At 31.6% G+C, this 18739-nt stretch carries 22 protein-coding genes; 12 read left to right on the forward strand and 10 right to left on the reverse strand.

The window, feature by feature from the left end:
- Nucleotides 1-331: arginine--tRNA ligase (locus MR875_05520; protein MCI6994294.1), on the forward strand; the 331-nt coding region annotated here is incomplete at its 5' end.
- 49 nt (nucleotides 332-380) lie between these two features.
- Here the strand turns inward: MR875_05520 and MR875_05525 are convergent.
- The 4 genes from MR875_05525 to MR875_05540 form a co-directional block, all read right to left on the reverse strand.
- Nucleotides 381-689: a hypothetical protein gene (locus MR875_05525; protein ID MCI6994295.1), complete on the reverse strand. Its 309-nt coding sequence runs from the start codon at nucleotides 687-689 to the stop codon at nucleotides 381-383.
- Between the two features lie 74 nt (nucleotides 690-763).
- The gene (locus tag MR875_05530; GenBank protein MCI6994296.1) at nucleotides 764-913 is read right to left on the reverse strand and encodes a nitroreductase family protein; all 150 of its coding nucleotides are present in this window, start codon (nucleotides 911-913) and stop codon (nucleotides 764-766) included.
- On the reverse strand, nucleotides 910-1323 hold the full coding sequence (locus tag MR875_05535) for a MarR family transcriptional regulator (GenBank protein ID MCI6994297.1): 414 nt from the start codon (nucleotides 1321-1323) through the stop codon (nucleotides 910-912). The genes MR875_05530 and MR875_05535 overlap by 4 nt, the downstream gene beginning before the upstream one ends.
- The gene (locus tag MR875_05540) at nucleotides 1310-2686 is read right to left on the reverse strand and encodes an MATE family efflux transporter (GenBank protein ID MCI6994298.1); all 1377 of its coding nucleotides are present in this window, start codon (nucleotides 2684-2686) and stop codon (nucleotides 1310-1312) included. Before MR875_05540 ends, MR875_05535 begins: the two co-directional genes overlap by 14 nt.
- 107 nt (nucleotides 2687-2793) lie before the next feature.
- On the opposite strand from MR875_05540, the gene purD reads away from it, so the two are divergent.
- The 3 genes from purD (at nucleotide 2794) to argF (ending at nucleotide 5931) form a co-directional block, all read left to right on the forward strand.
- Nucleotides 2794-4104 carry a phosphoribosylamine--glycine ligase gene (gene purD, locus MR875_05545; GenBank protein MCI6994299.1) on the forward strand — a complete coding sequence of 437 codons (1311 nt, stop codon included), beginning with the start codon at nucleotides 2794-2796 and terminating at the stop codon, nucleotides 4102-4104.
- Between the two features lie 26 nt (nucleotides 4105-4130).
- A complete protein-coding gene (locus MR875_05550) occupies nucleotides 4131-4958 on the forward strand; it encodes a TMEM175 family protein (GenBank protein ID MCI6994300.1) in 828 nt (275 codons plus the stop codon).
- 64 nt (nucleotides 4959-5022) lie between these two features.
- The gene (argF, locus tag MR875_05555; GenBank protein ID MCI6994301.1) at nucleotides 5023-5931 is read left to right on the forward strand and encodes an ornithine carbamoyltransferase; all 909 of its coding nucleotides are present in this window, start codon (nucleotides 5023-5025) and stop codon (nucleotides 5929-5931) included.
- Nucleotides 5932-5955: 24 nt separating this feature from the next.
- Here the strand turns inward: argF and MR875_05560 are convergent, their stop codons facing one another.
- Entirely contained in the window at nucleotides 5956-6207 is a 252-nt protein-coding gene (locus MR875_05560) for a zinc-ribbon domain-containing protein (protein MCI6994302.1), read from the reverse strand.
- On the reverse strand, nucleotides 6197-6553 hold the full coding sequence (locus MR875_05565; protein ID MCI6994303.1) for a DUF2085 domain-containing protein: 357 nt from the start codon (nucleotides 6551-6553) through the stop codon (nucleotides 6197-6199). The genes MR875_05560 and MR875_05565 overlap by 11 nt, the downstream gene beginning before the upstream one ends.
- A gap of 72 nt (nucleotides 6554-6625) precedes the next feature.
- Between MR875_05565 and MR875_05570 the strand changes: the two genes are divergently transcribed.
- The 5 genes from MR875_05570 (at nucleotide 6626) to MR875_05590 (ending at nucleotide 11542) form a co-directional block, all read left to right on the forward strand.
- Nucleotides 6626-8320 carry an acetolactate synthase large subunit gene (locus MR875_05570; GenBank protein MCI6994304.1) on the forward strand — a complete coding sequence of 565 codons (1695 nt, stop codon included), beginning with the start codon at nucleotides 6626-6628 and terminating at the stop codon, nucleotides 8318-8320.
- Nucleotides 8321-8806, forward strand: a complete 486-nt coding sequence (ilvN, locus tag MR875_05575; GenBank protein MCI6994305.1) for an acetolactate synthase small subunit — start codon at nucleotides 8321-8323, stop codon at nucleotides 8804-8806.
- Between the two features lies 1 nt (nucleotide 8807).
- Nucleotides 8808-9335 carry a carbonic anhydrase gene (locus MR875_05580; protein ID MCI6994306.1) on the forward strand — a complete coding sequence of 176 codons (528 nt, stop codon included), beginning with the start codon at nucleotides 8808-8810 and terminating at the stop codon, nucleotides 9333-9335.
- A 147-nt stretch (nucleotides 9336-9482) separates the two neighbouring features.
- Entirely contained in the window at nucleotides 9483-10475 is a 993-nt protein-coding gene (gene ilvC / locus MR875_05585; protein ID MCI6994307.1) for a ketol-acid reductoisomerase, read from the forward strand.
- A 59-nt stretch (nucleotides 10476-10534) separates the two neighbouring features.
- Nucleotides 10535-11542: a methanogenesis marker 12 protein gene (locus MR875_05590; GenBank protein MCI6994308.1), complete on the forward strand. Its 1008-nt coding sequence runs from the start codon at nucleotides 10535-10537 to the stop codon at nucleotides 11540-11542.
- 2 nt (nucleotides 11543-11544) lie between these two features.
- Here MR875_05590 and MR875_05595 read toward each other — a convergent pair whose 3' ends face one another.
- Nucleotides 11545-11748, reverse strand: a complete 204-nt coding sequence (locus MR875_05595; protein MCI6994309.1) for an LSM domain-containing protein — start codon at nucleotides 11746-11748, stop codon at nucleotides 11545-11547.
- A 76-nt stretch (nucleotides 11749-11824) separates the two neighbouring features.
- Here MR875_05595 and MR875_05600 point away from each other — a divergent pair, with 76 nt between their 5' ends.
- Nucleotides 11825-11968 (forward strand): hypothetical protein, encoded by a 144-nt coding sequence (locus MR875_05600; GenBank protein MCI6994310.1) that lies wholly within the window; start codon nucleotides 11825-11827, stop codon nucleotides 11966-11968.
- A 5-nt stretch (nucleotides 11969-11973) separates the two neighbouring features.
- On the opposite strand, the gene surE is transcribed toward MR875_05600, so the two are convergent.
- On the reverse strand, nucleotides 11974-12750 hold the full coding sequence (surE, locus tag MR875_05605; GenBank protein ID MCI6994311.1) for a 5'/3'-nucleotidase SurE: 777 nt from the start codon (nucleotides 12748-12750) through the stop codon (nucleotides 11974-11976).
- Between the two features lie 123 nt (nucleotides 12751-12873).
- Between surE and MR875_05610 the strand changes: the two genes are divergently transcribed.
- Nucleotides 12874-13785: a restriction endonuclease gene (locus MR875_05610; GenBank protein ID MCI6994312.1), complete on the forward strand. Its 912-nt coding sequence runs from the start codon at nucleotides 12874-12876 to the stop codon at nucleotides 13783-13785.
- Here the strand turns inward: MR875_05610 and MR875_05615 are convergent.
- Entirely contained in the window at nucleotides 13771-14832 is a 1062-nt protein-coding gene (locus tag MR875_05615) for an oligosaccharide repeat unit polymerase family protein (protein ID MCI6994313.1), read from the reverse strand. The genes MR875_05610 and MR875_05615 overlap by 15 nt on opposite strands.
- A gap of 1 nt (nucleotide 14833) precedes the next feature.
- Nucleotides 14834-16189: a Ni-sirohydrochlorin a,c-diamide synthase gene (gene cfbB, locus MR875_05620; protein ID MCI6994314.1), complete on the reverse strand. Its 1356-nt coding sequence runs from the start codon at nucleotides 16187-16189 to the stop codon at nucleotides 14834-14836.
- A gap of 332 nt (nucleotides 16190-16521) precedes the next feature.
- Here cfbB and MR875_05625 point away from each other — a divergent pair.
- Nucleotides 16522-18739 (forward strand): hypothetical protein (locus tag MR875_05625; protein MCI6994315.1); only part of this gene is annotated, 2218 nt, incomplete at its 3' end.

The following is an 18739-nucleotide window of genomic DNA, read 5'->3' on the forward strand; positions in this document are numbered from 1 at the left end:
AAGAGCATGCAAATTACTCTCAAAATCTGCTAAAGACATTTCTGCTTTAACTGTCAGCGATGACTGGGTACCTAATGAAAATGAACAAGATTTAATTAGACAAATTGCTAAATTCCCACAAGTTGTTGAAGATTGTGCTAACAAACAAAGAGTTCACAATGTAACACAATACTGTCAAGATTTAGCTGGTTCATTTAATAAATTCTACAAATCAGAACAAGTAATTGGATCTGATGTGGAAGACACCAGATTAATTTTAGTTGACAGAGCTAAAACTACAATTAAAAACGCTTTAGATATTTTAGGTGTATGTGCACCTGAAAAAATGTAGATGGGTTAATTAACTCATCTTTTTTTTAATTTTAAAAAAAATAAAAAAATTAATCCACATAGTGGATGTAATCTTCTTTTCTAGGTAATGGTTCTGGTGCTTCCATATCAGGATAACCAAGAGCTACATGGCCAATTCCTTCATAGGTTTCAGAAATTCCCCATTTTTTAAGTAACTCTTTTCCTTTTTCAGATGCAAATTCATCACGTGCTCTGTGAATCCAGCAAGATCCAACACCAATTGCATGAGCTGCATTGACAAGAACGGTTAATACGCTAACTCCATCTTCAACAAATGTTGGCATTTTTCCATCTGCTAAAACGATTAATATTGTTTTAGCTCCATAGAATGGGTCCATGTCTTCAGGTACATCAACAGGGAAATAGCTTCTGTTCCATGCAGATAATTCTTTAATTGTTTCTGGGTTTTGAATTACAACAATCTTAGGGATTGCATTCCTCTTGCGGTTGGTGCATAAGTTCCTGTTTCTAAAATTGTTTTTAAATCTTCGTCTGATATTTGCTCATCTTTGAATTTTCTGATACTTCTTCTGGTTTTTAAGTCGTTTATTGTTTGGTTCATAATAATTCCTCACAAATTGTTTCAAGTGATTTTAAGAAATCATTGTATTCTTCTTCTGTAAAATTATGTTTAAATTCTTCTTCCCATTCATAATCGTAATCTATAACTTTTTGTGCGGTTTTTTTACCTTTGGGTGTTACTTTCATAATTTTTTTTCTTTTGTCTTTAACCCGTTCAATAAATCCTTTGTCTTCAAGTTTTTTAAGGTTTCTTGTAATTGTGCTTTCATTTAAATGTAAGATTTCTGCTAGTTTCTCTTGATTTATTCCTTCTTGTTCATAGATTATAATTAAAAGAGGATGAAGACCAAAACTCAGGTCTTCTTCTTTCACATGCTCGTTGATGTATTTTGCATGTTCTCTGTGAAGTAGTGAAATGTATGCTGCTGCTGGTTTCTTATCCTGAAACATTGTGATCCCTGTTTTTAATTAATTTATTGATATATAGTTCAATACATGCATAACATATTAAAGATCCAATTCCTCCACCTAAAAGCATTCCGTAGTAAATTCCTATTTCTCCCATATGGAATGTAAATCCAAGTACATATGCAAATATTAACACGAGAACAAATTCCCTAAATGTTGTTAACAGGAAGGATATTGTTCCTTTTCCAACACCTTGGAATACATTTCCTGCACTTGCTCCAAATGGTACATATAAGATGAATAAACACATAATCTGTAAGAAACTTGCAATTAATGGTTCTAATTGAGCACTGCTTGCAGAATATGAGAAAATGTATGCAATTTGATTTGCAAAAATGTTTAAAATGATGCAAACAATAATTGAAGCTATTAATGCTACTTTTACTGCATATCTTGCAGTCACTCTTAAATTTTCATATTTGCGAGCTCCAAATGCAACTCCTGAAACGGATATTGCTGCAGTTCCAACTCCAATTGCTGGAAGCATTCCAATGTTTATTATTCTCCAGCCTGCGGTATAAACAGCTACTGCTACTGGTCCTGAAACAAGTGTAAGCATGAAATTAACAACAATTGTTAATGCAGATAAGATTAATTGTTCTAAACTAGCTGGAATACCAACAACTAAAATATCTTTATACATTGTTAAATCATTTTTAAAGCTTTCATGATTATATTTAAGATATGTGTCCTTTTTAATAAACATCCAGTAAAGCATTGAAGCTACTGCAAAAATATGTGCAATAACGGTTGCACATGCTGCACCTGCAACTCCTAAATTTAATATATAGATGAAAATTGGGTCAATAATCATATTGGTTATCGCTGCGATTGCAAGTGGTATTGTTGCTCTTTTAACATCTCCTTCTGCTCTAAATGCTCCTCCAAAAATTGGTGGAAGTAACATTGCAAATGAAAATGCAAAAATTACAACTCCATATTCCATTGCATAGCTTAAAACAGCTTCAGCTCCCATGACTATGAGTAATGGTTTTAAAGATGTAAGTAAAATTGCTGAAACAGCTATTGACAATATTATTCCTAAAATTAGATTATGTATTGCAGCATTATTTGCTGATGCTCTATTTTCAGCTCCAATGTAACGTGAAATTAATGAGTTACCACCGGCACCTATTCCGTTTCCAATTCCTATAAGAACCATAAATAATGGTGTTACATATCCAAGTGCAGCTAATGGGTCTGCACCAAGTCCTGCTACCCAAACACTGTCAATAATGTTGTTTGTAAAGATTAAAAACATACTGGCAATGATTGGTACTGATAATTTGTTGATTGCCTTTTTAGGGTCTCCTGTAATCATTTCTATATTTGAATTTTTTTCCATATACTTTTCCTCTCACTCTTGCATATGCAATTATACACTTGTATATGCAATTGTTAATATATAAATATTTTCACTGACATAAATATAAACTAATAGGAGACTATATTATGAAAGTTTTAGTTGTTGGAACTGGTGCTCGTGAACATGCTATTGCTGATGCTTTAAAAGATGATGTGGAGTTATACTGTTACATGAGTAAGGTAAACCCTGGTATGTCCAAAATTGCTGAATTTAAACAAGGCAATGAAGGAGAAGTTGAAAAAGTAGCAGCATATGCTGTTGAAAATGACATTGACATTGCATTTATTGGTCCTGAAGCTCCTCTCGGAAAAGGAATTGTGGATGAACTTCAAAAAAATGGAATTAGCTGTGTTGGACCAACTCAAAGTGCAGCAAGAATTGAAACTGATAAATCATTCATGAGAAAACTCTTTGAAGATTATGAAATCGAAGGATCACTTGTCTACAAAGTATTTGATAATTCTGCTGATGTTTCTGAATTTTTAGATGAATTTGACAGAGATGTCGTAGTAAAACCTGTTGGTTTAAATGGTGGTAAAGGAGTAAAAATTGTCGGTGACCACTTAAAAGATAATGAAGAAGCAAAAGAATACTCATGTGAAGTAATTGATAATGTAATGGGTGGATTTGCTCAAGTAATTATTGAAGAAAGATTAATCGGTGAAGAATTTACTATCCAAGCATTCTGTGATGGAGAACACTTGGCTCCAATGCCTGCAGCTCAAGATCATCCTCATGCATTTGAAGGAGATGTAGGTGCAATCACTGGTGGTATGGGTTCATACTCTGATGTTGGCGGATTATTACCATTTTTAACTCAAGAAGACTATGATGCAGCTGTAAAAATCATGGAATCTACTTTAAAAGCTATTGCTGAAGAAGCAGAACCATACAAAGGTATCTTATATGGTCAATTCATGTTAACTGCTGATGGACCTAAGCTTATTGAATACAATGCAAGATTCGGAGATCCAGAAGCAATGAACGTTTTACCATTACTTAAAACTCCATTAGTTGATGTATGTCAAGCAATTGTTGATGGTACATTAGATAAAGTTGAATTTGAAGATAAAGCTAGCGTATGTAAATACATCGTACCTGATGGATATCCTGAAACTGAATTCGCTGGAGAATTAGTTGAAGTGGATGAAGAAGCTATTGAAAAATTAGGGGCTAAAGTATTCTATGCAGCAGTATCTGCTGAAGATGATGGAATTCACTTGTCTGGTTCAAGAGCATTAGGTATCGTAGCTAGCGGTGAATCTATCGAAGAAGCTGAAAAAATAGCTGAAGAAGCATGCGGATTTGTTAAAGGTAATGTTTACCACAGAAAAGATGTCGGTACAACTGCACTTGTTAACAAACGTGTTGAACACATGAAAGAAATTTTAAACTAAATTTCTTTTTTCTTTTTTTTGATTTTATGGATAATAAATCTAAAGACTTGGATGAAATAAAAGCAGAATTATCTGAAAAATTAGAGTATTTAAAAGAAAATGCTCAATCTGAAGAAGAAGTAGAAAAGTTGAATAAGTTTGCTTCTTATTTAGTTAATAAATATAATATAACTGAAGATAATTTTGATGTTGAAAAATTAAATAGATTTAATGAAGGATTAAGCTTTTATCAACGTTTCAAACAAGCTTTAGAGAAAAATATTGATATTGATCCTGGAAGATTGATGGGTCTTACTGATGGAATATTTGGAATGGTAATGACTCTTTTGGTATTTGGTATTGCACTTCCAGAATTACAAATTGCAAATTATTCTACATTTGTATCATTTTTCTTAAGTTTAGCTCCAAATATTGGAGTTACAATTGTTAGTTTTGTTTTACTGAGTTCCTTTTGGATTTATCATCAAGAATTTATTAAATTAAATAATCTTAATATTCCATATTTATGGTTGAACATCTTATTCTTAATTTGCATATCTTTTGTTCCATTTACAACTTCAATAATTGGACATTACTCTCATTTCTTTTTATCTGAGGTTATTTTTGGAATTAATATTATATTGACAATATTTTCATTTTTGTTAATGTATCGTTATGCGAATTCAATGCATTTTCTTGAAAATACTCCTTCTAAAAAAGAGCGAAATTATGTTTATAAGACTTTTGGAATGATAATGGCTTTAACAATTGTTGTTAGTCTTTTAAATTTCAATGTTTCAAGTAATTTTATTTATTTGTTCTTATTGGTTCCTGTAATATCTACAATTAGAGATATTAGATTTAAAATGGAATGAATAGATAACTTTAATATATATTATTAATAAATAGATTATTTTACTATTATAAAAGGGGATTTTAATGGATAGTTTATTATCAGTTACAGACATTAAAGATGATGTTAAGTATATTTTAGATTTAGCTTCTAAAATTAAAGCAGGCGAAATGGAAGAAAAACCACTCAAAGATAAAGTATTAGCAATGATTTTCCAAAAATCATCAACCAGAACTAGGGTTTCTTTTGATGTTGGAATGTATCAGTTAGGTGGAAGGGCAATATTTTTATCTTCTAATGATTTACAAATGGGTAGGGGAGAACCAATTTCAGATACTGCAAAAGTTTTAAGCCGTTTTGTTGATGGAATAATGATTCGTGCTATTGAACATGATGATGTAATTGAATTAGCTAAACATTCTGATGTTCCTGTTATTAGTGGATTAACCAATTTAGAGCATCCTTGCCAAGCATTAGCTGACATGTTAACAATCAAAGAACATTTAGGTGATTGGGAAGGTAAAAAGATCTGTTTTGTTGGAGATGGAAACAACGTATGTAACTCCCTTTTATTAATTGCCCCTCTCCTTGGAATGAATATGTCTGTTGCTTGTCCAAAAGGTTATGAACCTTCTGAAGATATCTTAAAAACTGCAAAAGAGTATGCAGCTGAAAACAATACTGAAATTATTGTAAGTGATGATATTGGTGTTGCACTTGAAAATGTTGATGTAGTATATACTGATGTTTGGGTAAGTATGGGTGATGAAGCTGAAGCAAAACAAAGAGAAATTGATTTTGCTCCGTTCCAAGTTAATTCTGACTTAATGAGTATAGCAAATGATGGAGCTATCTTCATGCACTGTTTACCTGCAATCAGAGGTCAGGAAGTAACTGCTGAAGTTATTGATGGACCACAATCCGTTATTTTTGATGAAGCAGAAAACAGAATGCATGCTCAAAAGGCTGTATTATATTATTACATGAAAGATTAAATTCTTTCAACTTTTACTCTTTTTTTATATTGATCCTATTATTGCAAAGATAATAAAAATTCCAACTAAACATAAACAGCAACTAATCCAATCTGATCCGTCATTTTTCTTGGAGGTTTTTGTGGTTGTTTGTTGATTGTTATAATTGTTATTTTGCTGTATTGGTGTTTCAATTACAGTTGCTTTTTTAATTTCTTCTTCTTTTAATTTAGTTCCGCAATTTCTACAAAATATTGCTTCTTCGGGATTTTCTTCACCACAATTTCTACAAAACATATAAAATCCACCTTATAATTATTTTTAAGAATATTATTAGTCCTATTCCGCCTATAAAACCTGTTATAAATCTTAAATTATTTGTACTTTCTCTGAGGCCAAAATATTGTGTGAAACCATCAATTGCCACAGGAATCATTAAAATTATTGAGATTATCAACATGTTTAGGTCATAACCGTGTTTGTAAATCAAAGTATAGATCAAATAAACAAGCAGTCCGGTATAGAATCCGGTACATCTTGCACAAACTGGGAACTGATGACCATGGATATGGAAACTTCTCTCAGGTTTTCTGTGACAAATATATTTTGTTATCGCCATAGTATCAACACAATTTAGATACATTAAATTTATTTCAATAATTATATATATTTTTATGCCCATATTTTAAATTATAATAGATAAAAGGTTTTTACAATGAGAGGCGGAGAAGCGATAATTGAATCCCTAAAAAATATGGGGGTTAAAACAATATTTGGTTACCCTGGTGGACAAACCATACCATTTTATGACATGTTATATGATGCAGATATGGAGCATATATTAGTAAGACACGAACAAAGCGCAGCTCATGCAGCAGATGGATATGCAAGAGCTTCAGGTCGTGTGGGTGTGTGTTTGGCAACTTCAGGTCCAGGTGCTACAAACCTTGTAACTGGTATTGCTACAGCATATATGGATTCTTCTCCAATAGTGGCTATTACTGGACAAGTTCCTACTCAATTAATTGGAAATGATGCATTCCAAGAAGCAGATATTATTGGAATCACCATGCCTATCACTAAACATTGTTTCCAACCTAAAAATCCAGATTTAATTCCTTCAATGATTAAATCTAGTTTTGAAATAGCTTCTAGTGGAAGGCCAGGTCCTATTGTTATTGATGTTCCAAAAAATATTCAGGAAGCGGAACTTACTAAATTTGATGATTCATTAATTGACACACCGGGTTACAACCCAACAACTAAAGGTAATATAAGACAAATTAAAAAAGCTTTTGAAATGATTAAAGAAGCTAAAAAGCCAATGATATTGGCTGGTGGTGGTGTAATCATATCCAATGCATGTTGTGAGTTAAAAAAACTTGCACATACAATTAATGCACCTGTTATGACTTCCCTTTTAGGTAAAGGTGCTATTGATGAAACTGATGATTTAGCATTAGGTATGCTTGGTATGCACGGTAGAAAAGTTTCTAATGATTATATTAATGATTCTGATTTATTAATTGCTATTGGTATTAGATTCTCAGACAGGACAACTGGTAGATTAGACAGTTTTGTCCCTGATACCAAAGTTATTCATATTGATATTGATCCTGCAGAAATTGGTAAAAATGTTGAAATGGATTTGCCGATTGTAGGAGATGCACGTAATGTATTGTCTTCATTAAATGACCTTTTAGGTGGTCATGAAGTTTCTAATGATGTAAATAAATGGGCTGAAATGATTAAAGATAAAAAACAAGAATTACGCCCAAGAACAACATATTCTGATGTTCCTTTAAAACCACAAACTGTTATTAAAGAAATAGCAGAAGCTATGACTCCTGAATCAATCTTAACTACTGATGTAGGTCAAAATCAAATGTGGGCAGCACATTTCTTTGAAACCCAAAAACCACGTAAATTCATATCTTCTGGTGGACTTGGAACCATGGGATTCGGATTCCCTGCAGCTATTGGTGCTAAAGTAGCTTGTCCAGAAGATCCTGTTGTATCAATCAATGGTGATGGTGGATTTTTAATGGTTTGTCAGGAATTGGCTACCATCCGTGAATATGACTTACCTGTTATTGCTGTTGTTTTAGAAAATAGAACCTTAGGAATGGTTTACCAATGGCAAAGTTTATTATACAATGGAAGACACTCTCAAACTTTACTTGGAAATAGTCCTGACTTTGTTAAATTAGCAGAAAGTTTTGGAGTAAATGCAGCTAGAATAGAAAAACCTGGTGAAACTAAAGAAGTTTTAACTAAAGCGATTAAAGATAATGAACCAATGTTATTGAATATTGTAGTTGATTCTGAAGAGGCATTACCTATGCTTCCTCCTGGAGCTGGAATTAGCGAAATGATTGGTGAATATAGACTTGAAAAGGATGTGATTTAAATGGATAGACAATATCATATTATTTCCACATTAGTAGCAGATAAACCAGGGGTTTTACAAAGAATTGCAGGATTATTTAATAGAAGAGGCTTTAACATTGACAGTATTACAGTTGGTGTATCAGAAGTAGAAGGACTATCTCGTATGGTCATTACTGTTAATGCAGATGAATGTGGTCTCGAACAAGTCACAAAACAGCTAAATAAATTAGTTGATGTTATCAAGATTAAAGATATTACTAAAACTGCTGTTGCAAGGGAATTATGTCTTATTAAAGTTCATGTTCCTGATGAAAAAGCAAGAGCTGAAATAATACAGTATACTGATATTTTCAGAGCAAATATTGTTGATGTTACTGAAGAAACATTAATGATTGAGCTCACTGGAAATATAAGAAAAATCAATGCATTTATATCTTTAATAAAAGGTTATGGAATCAAAAAGATTTCAAGAACTGGCCTAACTGCAATGGCTAGGGGTGTATAAAATGACTATATTAGAAAATGTTTTGGAAGATAATAAGAAATTTGTTGAAAACTTTGAAGGCGTAGAATTGTCTCACCATGCACAAAAAAAGTTAGCTATCTTAACTTGTATGGATTGTAGGTTAATTGACTTCTTTGAACCTGCATTAGGTCTTGAAAGAGGAGATGCTAAAATTGTAAGAAACGCAGGAAATTCCATCGTTGGAGAAGATGCAATCAGATCAATTGGAGCAGCTTTATACAACCTCGGAGCTGAAGAAGTATTAGTAGTTGGTCATACTGAATGTGGTATGGCAGGTGCAGATGCTGAAGCTTTAAAAGAAAAAATGCTTGCAAGAGGCATTAAAGAAGAAGACATCGATAATTATGATTTGGCTGAATGGATTGGCGGATTTGATGATGAAGAAGAAAACGTTAAAAACGTTGTAGAAAAAATCAAAAACCACCCATTAATTCCTGATGTACCTGTACATGGTCTTATTATTGACATTGTTACTGGTGAATTAAAAGTTTTAGTAGATGGTTACTAATCATCTATTTTCTATTTTTTTTAATAGTTCGATTTATAATAATCTAAACATTAATATATTTAAAAAATTAATATATAATATTGAATATTTTATAATATTCTAATTCAATTTTATTTAATTAATTAAAACATAAAGAGATGATTTTAAATGAAAATGTATTACGATGCAGATGTAAATACAGATGCTCTTGAAGGAAAAACCATTGCAGTAATTGGATATGGTTCTCAAGGAAGAGCACAATCAAGAAATATGGCTGATAGTGGAGCAAATGTCATTGTTGGTGTAAGAGAAAATGGAAGCTCTTGGAATTTAGTTCAAGAAGATGGCATGACTGTAAAAACTATCGAAGATGCAGCAAAAGAAGCTGATATTATTCACATTTTACTCCCTGATGAAATCCAAGAAGGTGTCTACAAAGAACAAATTGCACCTTATGTTGAATCTGGAAACACTATTTCATTCTCTCACGGTTACAACATCCACTTCGGATTAATTGACCCTGCTGATGATGTAAACATTGTCATGTTTGCACCTAAAGGACCTGGATCCATGGTAAGAAGAACCTACGAAGAAGGATTCGGTATTCCTGGATTAGTTGCAGTTGAAAGAGATGCAACTGGTGATGCATTACAACTTGCATTAGGTATGGCAAAAGCATGTGGTTTAACCAAAGCTGGTGTTTTAGAAACTACTTTCAAAGAAGAAACTGAAACTGACTTATTCGGTGAACAAACTGTTTTATGTGGTGGTATCACTGAATTAATCAATGCAGGATTCACAACTTTAGTTGAAGCTGGTTACCAACCTGAAATCGCTTACTTCGAAACCTGTCATGAAGTAAAACTCATTGTAGATTTAATCTATGAAAAAGGTTTTGCTGGAATGTGGCATGATGTAAGTAACACCGCTGAATATGGTGGTTTAACTAGGGGAAAAACTATCATTACTGAAGAAGCAAAAGAAGGTATGAGAACTGCTTTAAAACAAATCCAAGATGGAACTTTCAAAAAACAATTTGCTGATGAAAATGCTACCGACGGTGCTAACTTAAAAGAAATGAGAGCTGCTGAAGGTCAAAAAGAAATCGAAATTGTCGGTGAAAGATTAAGAAAAGCTTGTGGATTACAAAAAGACGATTAAGTCTTTTTAATCCTTTACTATTTTTTTTATTTAATTATTTATTTTATAGTGTGGTTATTGTGGTATTTATTGGAATGGACCATGGAACTACTGGAATCTCTTTTTGTATAATGTCTGATGAAGGCGAAGTGCTTGAAGTTTTTAAAATCGGAAGGGAAGAAAGTAAAAAAGGTTTAGTTTCTGCAACTGAAGAAATAACAAAACGTGTAGACTTAAAAGATGTAAAATTAATGGCTATTACCTATGCAATGGGTGATGGAATAAACCAGATCTTACCAACAAATAAAGTTGAAGATAGGGGAATTTTATCAATTAAAGGTGCTGGAAAAGTTACTGGAGGGGGAACTTCAGTATTCTCAGAATTAGAATCTCTTGATATTGATTCAATTATGATTCCAGGTCTTCATAAAGATTCTACTTCTTTAAATGAATTATTCAATGCAGCTTATTCTCATCAAGCTAGTCCTGAAAAAGTCAGCATTTGTTATAATGGTTTAAAAGAAACTGGATGGTCTAATTTTATTGTTGCTGATATTTCATCTAACAGTGTTGATATCCTAATTGAAGATGGTAAAATTAAAGGTGCAATTGATGCATGTTTAGGTGCTATGGGTGTTGTTCATGGACCTATTGACCTTGAAATGATTAGAGATATTGATGAAGGTAGAAGATCTGCAAATGAATGCTTTTCACATGCTGGAGCAATCAAAATCGCTGGAATCGATGGTAAAGTAGCTAATATGAAAGATATCCTTTTGGAAAACTATAGAAATGGGGATGAAAAAGCAAAATTAGCTATTGACACTTTAATTATGACTGTTGCAATGGAAATTGCAGGTCTTGATGTTGTATGTGAAAACGAAATTGAAGGAATAGTACTTACAGGTTCTATTGGAAGTGCAACTGAACCATTTAATTTCGAAGATGAAATTAATAAGTATTTCAAAAATAAGTATCCTTTAAAAGTAATCTCAAAAGAATCTGGAGCTATTGGTGCAGCTCAAATAGCAATGGATGTTTACAATGGTGAAGAAGAAATATTAGGTATTGAAGTTAATATTTCATAACTTTATTCTTCTTTTACACTAATAAAAATAATATTTCCGCCTTTGACGGTTTCTAAACCATTTTCATTTTCAAGGATGATGTTTAAGTAATTGTCAATCGCGATTATTTTTCCTTCACTTTGATAGTTTCCTCTTAAATCAACAGTTACATATTTATTTTTAAATTGTTTAAACATTTTATTTACATTATCTTTATCTTGACTCATTTTTTTCAATCCTTGATTATTCTACTTTTATTTTGATGTTTCATATTTATATAGTTTGACATTTATACTATATACCATGGCAATTAATCAATTAGAAAGTAATTTAGAAGCTATTACTCGTACAATAGCTCAATTAAAAAGAGATGGATGTACTGATGAAAAGATTTTAAATCAACTTAGAGAAGAAAGAGATAAAATACTTAAAGATTTAAATTTATAAGTATTTTATTTTAACCATTCTCTTATTAAGTTCATATCACCAGTTTGATCTATTTTTATAGGTGTTATTGTAGTTCTTTGTTTCACTTTCAATTCGTAACCATCGCTTCCAGGTTTATTTAATTCGTAGAGGTCACCATCTATCCAATAGTATGGTTTTCCACGAGGATCTAAGCGTTGTTCGACTACTGGTGAATACATTCTATCTCCTAATGTCACAATTTCAAATTCATCATCTGAAGGGTTTGCAGGAACATTAACATTCAATAAGTCGATTCCTTCAGGTAATCCTTTTTTTAATACTATTTTTGCTAATTTATTAAGCATTTTAACTGCAAAATTAAAATCTACTTCTACTTGCCCATTTTCAAATTTAATGTCGTCTTGGGTTACTTCCTGTGAAATTGCAATTGTTGGAATACTGAAGCTTGCAGCTTCAATTGCAGCTCCTAATGTTCCGGATGTTGTTAACTCTGCTTTTCCAATATTGAAACCGGTGTTTATTCCTGAAATCATTATGTCTGGTTTTTCATCCATTATTTCAAATAGGCCTATTGTTACTGCATCAGTTGGTGTACCACTTATTCCATATCCAATACTTCCGTCCCTTAAAACATGTTCATTTACTCTTAATGGTTCGAATAGGGTTAATGCATGACCTATTCCACTTTGTTGTCTTTCAGGTGCAATAACATAAGTATCACATAAATCTTCCATGGCTTTTTTTGAAGCCAGAATTCCTGAAGCGGTTATTCCATCATCATTACTTAATAGTGCTTTCATAATTATATTAAAGTTTAATCTTGTTAAAATAATTTTATATTTTTAGGACTATATAAAAAAGTTTAATAACAATCTTTTGTATAAATTATAATATTAACTGCAAAAAACACAACGGGTGGAAACTTGGAAAAACCACAATTAATTAATTTTATAGCTAAAGTAATGGAGGACTCTGGTTTTAAAGTTTATAAGAATTTTAAAACATCTCAGAAAGTTATAGATATATATGCTATTTTACCTACTACTATTGGTGATTTTGGTGTTGTTGTAGCATGTAAAAACTATGATAAGGATTTTAGAATTGGAGTCGATGTATTAAGAGAAATGGAAGAAGTTCAACAAAGTATTAAAGCTTCTAAAGTTACTATTGTTTCTTCATCTTATTTTTCAGATCAAGCAAAGAACTATGCTCTTCGTAAAAACATTAAATTAGTTGATAGGGATAATTTACTTGAACTTGCTAAAAGATATCAAGATAGAACTTCTCAGACTACATTGGACAATACTCCTTATGATGGAGGAGCATCCCAATATATTGAAGAAGAATACCCTGAATATACTTACGATGCTTCAGATATGGAATATTTAATGAGCAGAAGAGATAGCAATCCTGCTGTTTATAAAAATACATTATATAGGCAAATTGATGAAGATAGACAATCTGGATTTTCATCTATCTTAAACAGAGGCGGTTCAAAATCAAGTCGTGGCAGTTTGACTAGTGGTGTAACTAACTTGTATAATTATGAATCTAGAAAAAATGCTTTCGGTGAAGGTTCATTATTGAATAAATTAATTAAAAATCCAATAGTTTTAATTATTTTAGTTGTAGCAGTTTCATATATTATTTCATATGTTGCAGGAAATCTACTAAAAGTAGATGCTGGAATAAGTGGATTAGTAGAGATGATTGTGGCATTGCTCCTTTCATATGGTTTATCTCTCTACACAGATAGAAATAGAGATTTCATAGTTAAAGGAACATTCATATTCTTTATTTCATTAATTATCTTAATTATATTAATTTTTGTTTAATTTAATATAATTACAATTAATAATTATTAAAATTAATCCAAGTAAATATAAAAACCAAATCATGATATCGGTTGGTCCGGTTTCTATCCAAATTAATGTGTGTGTTAAAATAATGGAGTAAATTCCAACTCCAATTTCTTCTTTTATTTTATATAATATTCCTAAGAATATTCCCATAAATAGCATTTGAACTGCAAGGCCTATAAATCCAAAGTCAAGTGTTGCAGGTCCGAATATTGTTGAAGTAAGACAAACTGTATAATGTAGGACATATTCTCCAACAAATGTTCTGGGACTTCCAGATGAAAAAATCATGCTTAATATGTGTCCATTTGTTGTTCCTGCAAGCGGAATTATTTTTTCAAAGACTTCAAGTGTAAATGCTGCTCTGTATAATATCAATTGAGCAGGATTCAATGTCCAATGCTGATTTGCTATAGATTGTGATGCAATATATCCTATTGCCATGAATCCTAGAACCATTACTGCAATAAATATGATTCCCACTTTTCTGGATATTTTATCGAGATAATAAAGTGTAATAAAGGAACTTCCTAAAATTCCTAAAACTGAGGTTCTATATCCGTTGAGGCCAAATATTAAAGCTCCAAGAGCAACTAAAATTAGGTATTTTTTATCATAGTATTTTGCAAGGAGGATGTTTATCATTATCAGGAATAATGGATAAGCGATTCTCCAGATGTTTGTAGTTGCATTTGACTTTAAAACACTATTAAAAAGAGGAATTCCTCCAATTAATACTATATTTAAAGCTTGCAATACTAGAGCTATTAAAACAAGAATGACCAATAGTTTTTCAGATAGGAAATTGATTGTTTTGGTTTTTTCAACTGTAATTTTATGATTCACAACTAAAAATCCTGCTGCAAAGATTATGCTTGCAGAAATGACTACCAAAAATACGCTCATTTTTAGTGGATCTTCAAATCTGTAGTCAAATGATCCTGCATAACCCATTGCCAAAAAGATGATAATTGCAACTACAACTATTAATGGGTTAAAAAAATCAATCTTTTTAATATTCATTCTATCCTCCAAGTTCCAATGAAGAAATGCATAGGTTTCCACCAAAGTTAGGCATAGCAGCTACATGGGTGTGGATATAACTTGCAAGTGTATTTCTTTCCATGAATCCATCCTGGTTATTGTAAGTTCCTTTTCCTCTCAATATGTTGAATGCTAGTTTGTGTTTAATATTTGTGTCATCTACAAGAACTTTTGAGTAGTGGAACTCGTGTCCGTGGAATTTTTCACCTTTTTTAGAAATTATGTTGTCTTCTTTAACTTCAGCTATTGTGTACTTTAATGCTTGTACTCTATCTGTTAAAACTGACTTGTAAGGATATACATTTACCATTGCATCTTCATGGATGGAATTCATAAGGTACATTAAACCACCACATTCGGCAAATATAGGTCTATCTTCTAGGTGAAAGTTCTTGATTTGGGATAGCATATTCTGATTTGCATTAAGTTCTTTGGTGAATAGTTCGGGATATCCTCCACCAATGTACAATCCGTCAACATCAGGTAACTCCTCATCGTTCAATGGTGAGAAATATTCTATTTTAGCATTATTTGCTTCTAATGATTCAATATTTTCTTTATAGTAGAAATTAAATACTTCATCATAAGCAACTCCTATTTTAACAGGTTGTTTGTTTAATTTATTCCAAATTGGAGTAATGTCTGATGTGATTTCTGGTGCAGTCTTTGCAATTTCAACTAATCTATCTAGATTAATTGAATTTTTAATAACTTCAGACCATAAATCAATGAATTTAAGTGAATTTTCTCTTTCACGAGCAGGAACAAGACCTAAATGTCTTTGTTCAATGGAAATATTGTTATCACGTATGATTCCACCAATAACTTCTGTCTTTGTTATTTCTTCAATTGATCTTTTAGTTTTTTCGTAATGTGCTTGGTTTTTAACTTTATTTAAAATAACACCTGCAATGTTGATTTCGGGGTCTAATGCTTTAAAACCCAATACAATTGCTGCTGCACTTTTAACTAAACTTCTAGAATTGATAATTAAGATTACTGGTGCTTTCAATGATTTTGCAACAGAAGCGGTACTTCCAATATCGTTTACAGAATCAATTCCTTCATACAATCCCCTTACTCCTTCGATAATGGCAATGTCTTTTCCATTCATTCCTTTTAGATAGGAATCTCTGACTTGTCCTTCTTGCATAAAAAATGAGTCAAGATTTCTTGAAACATTTCCTGTAGCTAATGTATGGTAAGATGGATCAATGTAATCCGGTCCAACTTTAAATGGCTGAACATTATATTTTTCACTTAAAGCTTTCATTATTCCAGTAGCGATTGTGGTTTTTCCAACTGCACTGCCGGTTCCTGCTAAAATAATTCTCATGATATTATAATATGTGGAGGGTATTTTATTAATTTATCTTTTTAAAAATAAACACTTGTTAATAATATTTTATAATATATATTAACGCTATTTATATTTAAAATTAAATAAATTAGTATAAATATTGTTTTTTCCTAATAGGATTGTCTATTTTTTGTTATATTGTAATATAAGTGGCTATTGCAGGGTATTATTGTTGAAGATTATTTAAAAAATACCAAATTGTTTATATATTATGTTTAAGATAAATATTGTGTGTATATATAATTTTTTTTAAAAATAGCTTAGCTGTTTTTTTATATATATTCAAAAAAATTAAAATGTGGTTAATTATGAAGAAATCGGTTAGTATACTATTTTGCTTTTTAGTAATGATATTGTCGATTTCTGCTGTTTCTGCAGCAGACATGGATTTGGATCCTGAATTGGCACTGCCGAAATCTGATGTAGGTATTGGAGCATCAGATGGGGAGGTATTGGCTGATGATGGAAGTGGTGATTTCACCTCACTTCAAAACTCTATCGATGATGACGGAAGTACATTAATTTTAACTTCCGACTATAAACGGGTAGATGGAGATAGTGATGTGTCAATTACTAAAGATGTTACAATTATAGGTAACAATCACAAAATTGATGCAGATAAAAAAGGTGGAATTTTTAAGGTGAATACTGGTTGCACTTTGACTTTAATTGGTGTAACCTTAATTAATGGTAATAATGAAAAAGGTGGAGCAATTTACAATGATGGTGGAGTTTTAAACATTGTTAATTCTCAATTAATAAATAATACTGCTACTGAAAGTGGTGGGGCGATTTACAATGCTAAGTCTAGTTCCATATATGTGAGTAGCTCTACTTTTGATGGTAATGATTTAACTGACCGGCATTTTAACGGTTGGGGAGGTGCTGCTATTTATAATGATGGCGGTTCTATAATAATGGATGATTGTAGAGTTACAAATAACTTAAAAAATATCGTGCACCGTGGTGGAACTGGAAATTACGCAGGTGATTTGTCTAGTGCTGCTTTAGCAAGCTATAATGATGGTTCTGTAATTATAACTAATTCTTATTTTGCAAACAATAGCGGATCTTATGGTGGAGCTATTTTATTTGATAAAGGTGTATTGGATATAAGAAATACTGCTTTTGTGAATAACTTTGCATTTAATGGAGGTGCAATTGATATTGTTGATGGAACTTATACTATATCCAATTGTACTTTTAAAGAAAACAATGCTAAAGGTACTGGAAGTACAAAGGATAATAATGCTCATGGTGGTGCATTATGTATAGTATATGAAACTGCTGGGGAATGTGTAGTCTCAGATTGTATTTTTGAAGATAATTCTGCTGTTTATGGTGGTGCTGTTTCAAATTCCAATGCTAAATTTGTTGATTGTACTTTTATAAATAATACAGCTAGTGCATCTAATTCTGAGACATTCAATGGAAAAAGAAATAATAGAGGAGGATTTGGTGGTGCAATTTATAGTGATAAACAAATAACTGTCATTGATTCAAATTTCACCAATAATACTTCTCGCTCTTATGGATTATATATTAAAAATGCTGCTGATATTTCTGGTTCTTCTTTTAATAATAGTGCTATAAATGTTGTAGGTACTATCAATGTTAATGATAATGAGAATGCAGAAATTTTCTGTGCTCTATATGGTAATGTTAATATTGGTTCTGGTGAAATTCCTTCTGTGAAATCGGGTACTGTTTATTATGCTCCTACTTCTTTTGCGGATTTACAAACTTTAATTAATAATTGTGCTTCTAAAATTAGGGTAACATGTGATGTTACAAAATTGGCAAGTGAAGAAGAAACATTTGCAAATGGAATTACTGTTGCTAAATCCATAACTATTGATATGCTTGGTCATACTATTACTTCCAATAATGGTAAGGTGTTCAATATTGCAAAAGGCATTACTTTAACTTTAATTAATGCTACTGTTATTGGCGATGGTAATGCTGCAATTTATAATGAGGGTACATTAGGATTGAGTTTATCCAATCCGTCCAATTTTGATAATTTTGGTGATTATGCGATTGATAATAATGGTGTTCTCTATAAGGATGGTTTAACTACTTTTACACAATTAAATGATTTAATTAATTTGGTTAATGGTGGAGAAATACAAATCGTTAAATCTAAAATTACTCAAACAGAAGAAGAAAAAGATAATTTTGCTAATGGTATTTTAATTAATAAGGATTTAACTATCACAGGCTATTATTATAAGGATATTTTAGCTAAAATTGACGCTGCAAAATATTCTAGAATATTTAATGTTGTCGATGGAGCTACATTAACTTTGAATAAAATTATTTTATCAAATGGTAATGCCGATAAAGGTGCTGGTGTTTATGTTGAGGATGGTGCTTCTTTAATAGTTAACAGTGTGAAGTTCATTAATAATACTGCGGTTACTCGTGGTGGTGCTATTTACTCTGAAGGTAATGTTGCTGTGAATAAAGCAATTTTTGATGGTAATGATGTTACTTTCCGTTCTAAGAATGTGGATAATGGTGGTG

This window comes from Methanobrevibacter sp., from assembly GCA_022775905.1.
Taxonomy (GTDB): Archaea; Methanobacteriota; Methanobacteria; order Methanobacteriales; family Methanobacteriaceae; genus Methanocatella.